This window comes from Streptomyces sp. 3MP-14 (assembly GCF_006334905.2).
GTDB lineage: Bacteria > Actinomycetota > Actinomycetes > Streptomycetales > Streptomycetaceae > Streptomyces > Streptomyces triticirhizae.
Map to the genome: position 1 here is coordinate 251,838 of NZ_VDLZ02000011.1, position 8,410 is coordinate 260,247.

Consider the following 8,410-nt stretch of genomic DNA (forward strand, 5'->3'; position numbering starts at 1 on the left):
GGTGCGAACGGGCGGCCCCCTCCGCCCGTTCGCTCAGGCGGCGGGCGGGGGCGTGCCCGGTGCCCCGGTGAGGTGGTGCTGGACGACGGGCGCCAGGCGCTCGACCAGGATCTCGACGTCGGTGCTGGCCAGCGGCTCGATCTCCAACACATAGCGGCCGAGCGCGGTCCCGACGAGCTGCATCGCCGCCAGCTCCACGCGCAGCCTGGCGTCGGGCCCGGGCACCTGGCCGGCCACCCGGGCCAGCAGCTCCTCCGTGACGGCCGCGCGGAAGATGCCGGCGGCCGTCTCGTTGTTCACCGCCGAGCGGAGGACGGCCAGCAGCGGGTCGCGGGTTCTCGGGGTCTCCCAGATCGAGAAGAAGACCCGGGTGAAGTGCCCGCCCAGCACGTCGAGGCCGGGGAGCGTCTCCTCGGTCAGGACCCGCACGGCGGACTCGGTCGCCGCGTGCACCGCGGCGGCGAAGACGCCCTCCTTGGTGCCGAAGTAGTGGTGCACCAGCGCCGGGTTGACGTCGGCGCCCCTGGCGATGGCGCGGACGGAGGCGAGGTCGAAGCCCCGGCGGGCGAACTCGGTGCGGGCGGAGTCCAGGATGCGTTCCCTGGTGCCGGGTTCGCCCGCCGCCCGCTCGGCCAGGGAGGGGCGGCCCCGGCGGCGGCCCGGGACGGTGCTCATCGGCTCGGCTCCTCCCGGGAGGAACGCTCCTCCCGGGAACGCTCCTCGCGTGGGCGTGCCTCCCGGGGGCGCTCCCCGCCGGGCGGGGTCAGGGCTGGGCGGGCCAGGTGCAGGCGGGTGAAGGCCAGCGTCTCGGCCAGGTCGGCCTCCCGCTCGCGGGCCGACATGGCCCGGCGGGTGTTGATCTCGGCGATCACATGGCCCCGGTAGCCGGTGGCGGCCAGTCGGGACAGCACCCCGGCGCAGGGCTGCGCGCCGCGCCCGGGGACCAGGTGTTCGTCCTTGCCGGAGCCCGAGCCGTCGCCGATGTGCACATGGGTCAGCCGCTCGCCCATCCGTTCGGCGAGGGCGAGCGCGTCGGTCCTGGCGGTCGCGGCGTGCGAGACGTCCAGCGTCAGACGCGGGTAGTCCTCGTCGGTGACGTCCCAGCCGGGGGCGTACGCCTGCACCTCGCGGTCGCGGTAGCGCCAGGGGTACATGTTCTCGACGGCGAAGCGGACCCCGCCGCCGGCGTCGGCCTCCGCGTCGAGCCGCGCGATGCCCTCGACGAAGCCCTTGGCGTAGGCGCGCTGCCAGCGGAACGGCGGGTGGACCACCACGGTGTCGGCGCCGAGGCGCTCGGCGGCGGCCCGCGCGGTGAGCAGCTTCCGCCACGGGTCGGTGGACCACACGCGCTGGGTGACCAGCAGGCAGGGCGCGTGCACGGCGAGCACCGGCACCTCGTGTTCCTCGGAGAGGCGCCGCAGCGCCTCGACGTCCTGGCTCACCGGGTCCGTCCACACCATGACCTCGACCCCGTCGTAGCCGAGCCTGCCGGCTATCTCGAAGGCGGCGGCCGTGTTCTCCGGGTAGACGGAGGCCGTCGAGAGCCCGACCTTCACCTCGCCGACGGGTTCTGGATCTGCCACGGCGACCAGCCTACGCGTCCGGAAGGGCGGGCCGGCTTGACGGCGGGCCGGCACCGGGAGAATAATTAAACGCATGATTAATAAAATCGCCGAAGGGGGCTCCCCTGGCGACCAACCGGCCGTTCGGGCAAGCGGGTTGCGGGTGACGCGCGGACGGCGCGAGGTGCTGCGCGGCCTGGACTTCGCCGTGCCGGCCGGCAGCGTCACGGGCCTGCTGGGGCCCTCGGGCTGCGGGAAGACCACGTTGATGCGGGCGATCGTCGGCGCCCAGAGCCGGGTCACCGGCACCCTGGAGGTGCTCGGCGAGCCGGCCGGCGCGCCCGCGCTCCGCCCGCGCCTCGGCTATGTCACCCAGGCGCCCTCGGTCTACGCCGACCTCACCGTCCGGGGGAACCTCGACTACTTCGCCGCCGTCCTCGGCCTGCCGCGCGCCGAGCGGCCCCGCGAGGTCGAACGGGTGCTGGACGAGGTGGACCTGGCCCGCCACGCCACCGCCCTGACCAGGGACCTCTCCGGCGGCCAACGCTCCAGGGTCTCGCTGGCCGCCGCCCTGCTCGGCACCCCCGAGCTGCTGGTCCTCGACGAGCCGACCGTCGGCCTCGACCCGGTGCTGCGCAACGCGCTGTGGCAGCTGTTCCACCGGCTCGCCGAGGAGCGCGGCACCACGCTGCTCATCTCGTCCCATGTGATGGACGAGGCCGACCGCTGCGAGCGGCTGGTCCTGATGCGCGAGGGCCGGGTCCTCGCCGACGGCACCCCCGAGGCGCTGCGCCGCCGCGGCGGGGCCGACTCGGTCGAGGGCGCGTTCCTCGCCCTGGTGGCGGCCGACTCCGACAACGAACGGGGCGCCGCCGGCCCGGCCGACCCCGACCACGAACGGGAGCCCCGACGATGAGCCTCGCCCGCACCCTCGCCACCGCCCGCCGGGTCCTGGCCCAGCTGCGCCAGGACCCGCGCACCATCGCCCTGTTGCTGCTGGTGCCCGTGCTGCTGCTGGTGCTGCTGCGCTATGTCTTCGACGCCGACCCCGGCTCGTTCGACTTCATCGGCTCCTCGCTGCTGGGGATCTTTCCGATGATCACCATGTTCCTGGTCACCTCGATCGCCACGCTCCGCGAGCGGACCTCGGGCACCCTGGAGCGGCTGCTGGTGATGCCGCTGGGCAAGGGCGACCTGATCGTCGGCTACGCGCTGGCGTTCAGCCTCTTCGCCGCGCTCCAGGCGGCGCTGGCCACCGGGGTCGCGCTCTGGCTGCTCGACCTGGACGTGGCCGGCTCGCCCTGGCTGCTGCTGTTGGTCGCGGTGCTCAACGCCCTGCTGGGCACGGCGCTCGGCCTGTTCGTCTCGGCGTTCGCGTCCTCGGAGTTCCAGGCCGTGCAGTTCCTGCCGGCGCTGATCTTCCCGCAGCTGCTGCTCTGCGGGCTGTTCGCGCCGCGCGAGACGATGCAGCCGGTGCTGGAGTACGCCTCCAACGTGCTGCCGATGTCGTACTCGGTGGACGGCATGAACGAGGTGCTGCGCCAGAGCGAGGTCACCGGCGACTATGTGCGGGACGCGGTGGTGGTCAGCGGGGTCGCCCTGGCGGTGCTCGCGCTGGGCGCCGCCACGTTGCGCCGGCGCACGAACTGAGGCGACGCGCGCCGGCTCGCGGCGTCTCTCTGGCTCAGGGGGCGCGCATCCGGTCAAGGCGGCGCAGGATCACGCCCTCGCGCAGCGCCCAGGGGCAGATCTCCAGCGACTCCACGCCGAAGAGGTCCATCGCCGCCTCCGCCACCAGCGCCCCCGCGAGCAGCTGCCGGGCCCGCCCCGGCGAGACGCCCGGCAGCTCCCGCCGCTCCGCGACCGGCAGCTCGGCCAGCTTCTGGCTCCACACCCGCAGGTCGGCGCGGGCCAGCTGGCGGCGCACCAGCTGGCCCTCGGTCGAGCGGGCCGCGCCGGCGACCCGCGCCAGCTGCTTGAACGTCTTCGAGGTGGCCACCACCCGGTCCGGCGCCCCCAGCCGGCTGAACTGGCCGACCACGCCCGCCACTTCGGTGCGCACATCGCGCCGCAGCGCCCGCACGTCGGACGAGGCGGGCGGGTCGCCGGGCAGCCGGGCCGCCGTCAGCCGGCCCGCGCCCAACGGCAGCGAGACCGCGACATCCGGCGCCTCGTCCATCCCGTAGGCGATCTCCAGGGAGCCGCCGCCGATGTCGAAGAGCAGCAGCCGGCCGGCCGACCAGCCCAGCCAGCGCCGCGCGGCGAGGAACGTCAGCCGCGCCTCGTCCGCGCCGGAGAGCACCTGGAGCGCCACCCCCGTCTCGGCCGCGACGCGGGCCAGCACCTGCTCGGCGTTGCCTGACTCGCGCACCGCCGAGGTCGCGAACGGCAGCAGGTCGGCCACCCCGTGCTCCTCCGCCACCTCCAAGGCCTCCCGGACGGTGGCCACCAGCCGGTCCACGCCGGCCGGGCTGATCGCGCCCTTCTCGTCGAGCAGTTCGGCCAGCCGCAGCTCCGCCTTGTGGGAGTAGGCGGGCAGGGGGCGGGCGCCGGGATGGGCGTCAACCACCAGCAGGTGAACCGTGTTGGAACCCACGTCGAGAACTCCGAGTCTCATGACCGTCAACGCTACCCCGCCCTCTACCCTGGCGGTGTGGCGAAGACGAAGAGGGCGAAGCCGGACAGAAGCGCCCCGGCGGACGGCGAACGCGACGGCGTGGAGGCGCGCGGCGGCACGGAAGCGCGCGGCGGCACGTGGGACGGCGCCCGGCGCCGGGCCGCCGGCGAGGAGGTGGCGCTCGACCACCCCAGGGCCTGGGTCGAGTTCCCCGACCCGACCGACCCCGAGCAGTACTTCCGCTGCGACCTGACCTGGCTGACCTCCCGCTGGAGCTGCGTCTTCGGCCGCGGCTGCCAGGGCATCCAGCCGGGCCGCGCCAGCGACGGCTGCTGCACGCTGGGCGCGCACTTCTCCGACGAGGAGGACGAGCAGCGGGTCGCCGGGCACGCCGCCCGGCTCACCCCCGAGCAGTGGCAGTTCCACCCGGAGGGCAACTCCCGTGCCGGATGGGTGGAGTTGGACGAGGACGGCGAGCGGCGCACCCGCCGCCACCAGGGCGCCTGCGTCTTCCTCAACCGCCCGGGCTTCCCCGGCGGGGAGGGCTGCTCGCTGCACATCCTGGCGCTCTCCGAGGGGCGAGAGCCGCTGGAGACCAAGCCCGACGTCTGCTGGCAGCTGCCGGTCCGCCGCACCTACGAGTGGGTGGAGCAGCCCGACGGCGAGCAGAAGCTCTGCGTCTCCATCGGCGAGTACGACCGCAGGGGCTGGGGCGGCGGCGGCCACGACCTGCACTGGTGGTGCACGGGCGCGCCGGCCGCGCACGGGGCGGCCGAGCCGCTGTTCGTCACCTACCGCGCCGAACTGGTCGAGCTGATGGGCAAGGACGGGTACGACCAGCTCGTCGAGTTGTGCGAGGCCCGCCTGGCCACCCAGAACGTCACCCCGCCCGGCGCCCGCTCCCTCCCCCTGCTGGCACCCCACCCGGCGGACCCCGTACCGGGTGTTTAGGGCGCCGGCGTGCGCCCGCGTGCCCTGTCCGGATGCCGGTATTGCCGTCCCGGAACGCGGCGCGCGGGCGTAGCCTCGGGGAGGTAGCCGCACCGTCTCGCGAGGAGAGGCATCATCATGGGCAGCCTGAGGTCCAGAACCGTCACCCACGGCCGCAACATGGCGGGCGCCCGCGCCCTGCTCCGCGCCGCCGGGGTAGCCCGGGAGGACTTCGGCAAGCCGATCATCGCCGTGGCGAACAGCTTCACCGAGTTCGTGCCCGGCCACACCCACCTCCAGCCCGTCGGCCGGATCGTCTCCGAGGCGATCAAGGAGGCGGGCGGCATCCCCCGCGAGTTCAACACCATCGCCGTGGACGACGGCATCGCCATGGGACACGGCGGGATGCTCTACTCCCTGCCGTCCCGCGACCTGATCGCCGACTCCGTGGAGTACATGGTGGAGGCGCACTGCGCCGACGCCCTGATCTGCATCTCCAACTGCGACAAGATCACGCCCGGGATGCTGATGGCCGCGATGCGGCTCAACATCCCGACGGTCTTCGTCTCCGGCGGCCCCATGGAGTCCGGCACCACCACGCTGGTCGACGGCACCGTCCGCAAGCTCGACCTGATCAGCGCCATGTCGGAGGCGGCCAACGACTCCGTCTCCGACGAGGACCTGGCCAGGATCGAGGAGAACGCCTGTCCCACCTGCGGCTCCTGTTCCGGCATGTTCACCGCCAACTCGATGAACTGCCTGACCGAGGCCATCGGCCTCTCCCTCCCCGGCAACGGCTCGGTGCTGGCCACCCACACCGCCCGCCGTTCCCTCTACGAGGCCGCCGGCCGGAACGTGGTGGAGATCACCCGCCGCTTCTACGAGGACGACGACGCCACCGTGCTGCCGCGCGCGGTCGGCTCGCGGGCGGCGTTCGAGAACGCGATGACCCTGGACATCGCGATGGGCGGCTCCACCAACACCATCCTCCACCTGCTGGCCGCCGCCCAGGAGGCCGAGCTGGACTTCGGGCTCAGGGAGATCGACGCGCTCTCCCGCCGGGTGCCCTGCCTCTCCAAGGTCGCGCCCAACGGCACCTACTACATGGAGGACGTGCACCGCGCCGGCGGCATCCCCGCCATCCTGGGCGAGCTGTACCGGGCCGGCCTGCTCAACGAGGACGTGCACACCGTGCACAGCGACTCGCTCGCCGACTGGCTCAAGTCCTGGGACATCAGGGGCGGGTCGCCCTCGCCCGAGGCGGTCGAGCTGTTCCACGCGGCGCCCGGCTGCGTCCGTTCCGCCGAGGCGTTCTCCCAGTCCGAGCGGTGGGACACGCTGGACACCGACGCCGAGAACGGCTGCATCAGGGACCTGGCCCACGCCTACTCGGCCGAGGGCGGCCTGGCCGTGCTCTACGGGAACCTCGCCGAGGACGGCAGCGTGGTGAAGACCGCCGGCGTCGACGAGTCGATCTGGACCTTCGAGGGCCCGGCGGTGGTCGTCGAGTCCCAGGAGGAGGCCGTGGAGGCGATCCTCACCAAGCGGGTCAAGGAGGGCGACGTGGTCGTCGTCCGGTACGAGGGCCCCAGGGGCGGCCCGGGAATGCAGGAGATGCTGTACCCGACGTCCTTCCTCAAGGGGCGCGGCCTGGGCGCCAAGTGCGCGCTGATCACGGACGGCCGCTTCTCCGGCGGCACCTCGGGCCTGTCCATCGGCCACGCCTCGCCCGAGGCGGCGGCCGGCGGCACGATCGCGCTGGTGCGCGACGGTGACCCCATCCGCATCGACATCCCGTCCCGGGCGCTCGAACTGAAGGTGCCGCAGGAGGAGTTGGACCGCCGCCGCGCCGAACTGAACGGCCGGTACGCGCCGAAGTCCCGCGACCGCAAGGTCTCGCAGGCGCTGCGCGCCTACGCGGCGATGGCGACCAGCGCGGACCGGGGCGCGGTGCGCGACCTCAGCGGCCTCGGCAACCTCGACGGCCTCAACGGCTGAACGCCTGCGGCGCTTGCCGTTCTTGGAACGCGCGGGGCGTTCGCCGGGGCCGGTCCGGCTCAGGCGTTCGCCCGGCGCAGGCGCTCGGCGGCCTGGGCCCGGAGGGCGTCGCCGCACTCCGGGCGGTCGCCGTGCAGGGCCTCCCAGCGGGCGTTGTGGGCCGCCGGCCACAGGCTGGCGGCCCAGGCGACCTCCCGTTCCGCCACGGTGAACGGACGCCCCCGGAGTTCCTGGTAGGCGGTCAGGAACGCGGCGGAACTCGCTACCGGCGCCAGCGTCGGCGGCGAGTCGCTGGCGAACGTCCCCGAGGCGGCGCCGACCAGGGCCGCCTCCGGCTGCCACGCCAGGCTGTCCCAGTCGTGCACGGCCCACACCGCGCCGTCGCGCCAACGGAGGTTCTGCGCCTCGAAGTCGGCGTGGCCCAGCACGGGCGGCAGGTCGGCCGCCACCAACCGCCGGCGGGCCCGGGCGGCCGTCTCGACGACGAACGCGGGCACCGCGCGCTGGTCCCGCTCGTCGAGGAGGCCGATCGCCGGCCACAGCCCGGCGTCCGTGTGGTCCCAACGCGCCCAACGTGGGCTGGGCAACGGCGGCGCGACGGTCACCTCGGCCAGTTCGGCCATCAGCCGCGCGAACACCGCCGCGTACCGCACGGCGACGTCCGGCGTGGCGCCGGGCAGCACCGCGCCGCCGGGCCGCGACTCCTCGGCGTGCACGACCAGCGCGCCCACGCGGACCACGGGCGTGAGCGGCCGGGCACACGGGAAACCCCGCTCCGCGAGCCGCGCCTGCGCGGCGACACAGGCGACGGCCCGGCCGTCGTCCTCCCGCGCCTTCACCACGACCTCCCGCCCGTCGGCCAGCCGCAGCCCGAACACGGCCGACATCGACCGCCGTTCGAACAGCAGCCCCACCGGCTCGCTCCCCAGCCGCTCCCCACACCAGCCGACCAGCCAGTCCGGACCGTCACCGTCCCGCGCCATGCCAACGACTCTCCCACGGGGCCCTTGCCGGGCGGAACGGGACCGGGCCGGGCCCCTGGGGGCCCGTGCCCGGCGGGGGGCCCGGTGTTGCCCCTGGGGGGTTGGCGCGGCGGCGGTAGCCCTTGCCGGGCGGGGCGGGGCTGGTTCGGGTCCCTGCGGGGCCCGTGCCCGGCGGTTGGGCGGGGCCCGGTGCGCCCCTGGGGGGTTGGTTCGGCGGCGGCGGGTTTCTCGGTGGCCATTGCGGGGCTGGTTCGGCTGCGCCGGGCTCTGCCGGTGGCCCTTGCCGGGCGGGGCGGGGCTGGTTCGGGTCCCTGCGGGGC

The 8,410-nt window shown here is 74.5% G+C and carries 8 protein-coding genes; 4 read left to right on the forward strand and 4 right to left on the reverse strand.

Annotation, left to right across the window (positions count from 1 at the left end; translation table 11 throughout):
- Nucleotides 1-33: 33 nt before the first annotated feature.
- Together FH609_RS19755 and FH609_RS19760 are read right to left on the reverse strand one after the other, a co-directional pair.
- A complete protein-coding gene (locus FH609_RS19755) occupies nt 34-675 on the reverse strand; it encodes a TetR family transcriptional regulator (RefSeq protein ID WP_139669858.1) in 642 nt (213 codons plus the stop codon).
- Entirely contained in the window at nt 672-1,583 is a 912-nt protein-coding gene (locus tag FH609_RS19760) for a sugar phosphate isomerase/epimerase family protein (RefSeq protein WP_226961818.1), read from the reverse strand. Before FH609_RS19760 ends, FH609_RS19755 begins: the two co-directional genes overlap by 4 nt.
- 73 nt (nt 1,584-1,656) lie before the next feature.
- On the opposite strand from FH609_RS19760, the gene FH609_RS19765 reads away from it, so the two are divergent.
- Together FH609_RS19765 and FH609_RS19770 are read left to right on the forward strand one after the other, a co-directional pair.
- Nucleotides 1,657-2,478 carry an ABC transporter ATP-binding protein gene (locus FH609_RS19765; RefSeq protein ID WP_139669862.1) on the forward strand — a complete coding sequence of 274 codons (822 nt, stop codon included), beginning with the start codon at nt 1,657-1,659 and terminating at the stop codon, nt 2,476-2,478.
- Complete coding sequence (locus tag FH609_RS19770; protein ID WP_139669864.1) at nt 2,475-3,212, forward strand: ABC transporter permease; 738 nt, start codon at nt 2,475-2,477, stop codon at nt 3,210-3,212. Before FH609_RS19765 ends, FH609_RS19770 begins: the two co-directional genes overlap by 4 nt.
- 34 nt (nt 3,213-3,246) lie before the next feature.
- Here the strand turns inward: FH609_RS19770 and FH609_RS19775 are convergent, their stop codons facing one another.
- Nucleotides 3,247-4,179, reverse strand: coding sequence for a Ppx/GppA phosphatase family protein (locus FH609_RS19775; RefSeq protein WP_139669866.1), 933 nt, complete (start codon nt 4,177-4,179; stop codon nt 3,247-3,249).
- A gap of 36 nt (nt 4,180-4,215) precedes the next feature.
- Here FH609_RS19775 and FH609_RS19780 point away from each other — a divergent pair, with 36 nt between their 5' ends.
- Together FH609_RS19780 and ilvD are read left to right on the forward strand one after the other, a co-directional pair.
- Nucleotides 4,216-5,130 carry a hypothetical protein gene (locus FH609_RS19780; protein WP_139669868.1) on the forward strand — a complete coding sequence of 305 codons (915 nt, stop codon included), beginning with the start codon at nt 4,216-4,218 and terminating at the stop codon, nt 5,128-5,130.
- Nucleotides 5,131-5,247: 117 nt separating this feature from the next.
- Nucleotides 5,248-7,107 (forward strand): dihydroxy-acid dehydratase, encoded by a 1,860-nt coding sequence (ilvD, locus tag FH609_RS19785; RefSeq protein ID WP_139669870.1) that lies wholly within the window; start codon nt 5,248-5,250, stop codon nt 7,105-7,107.
- Between the two features lie 59 nt (nt 7,108-7,166).
- Here ilvD and FH609_RS19790 read toward each other — a convergent pair whose 3' ends face one another.
- Complete coding sequence (locus FH609_RS19790) at nt 7,167-8,090, reverse strand: phosphotransferase (RefSeq protein ID WP_139669871.1); 924 nt, start codon at nt 8,088-8,090, stop codon at nt 7,167-7,169.
- Between the last annotated feature and the right edge of the window lie 320 nt (nt 8,091-8,410).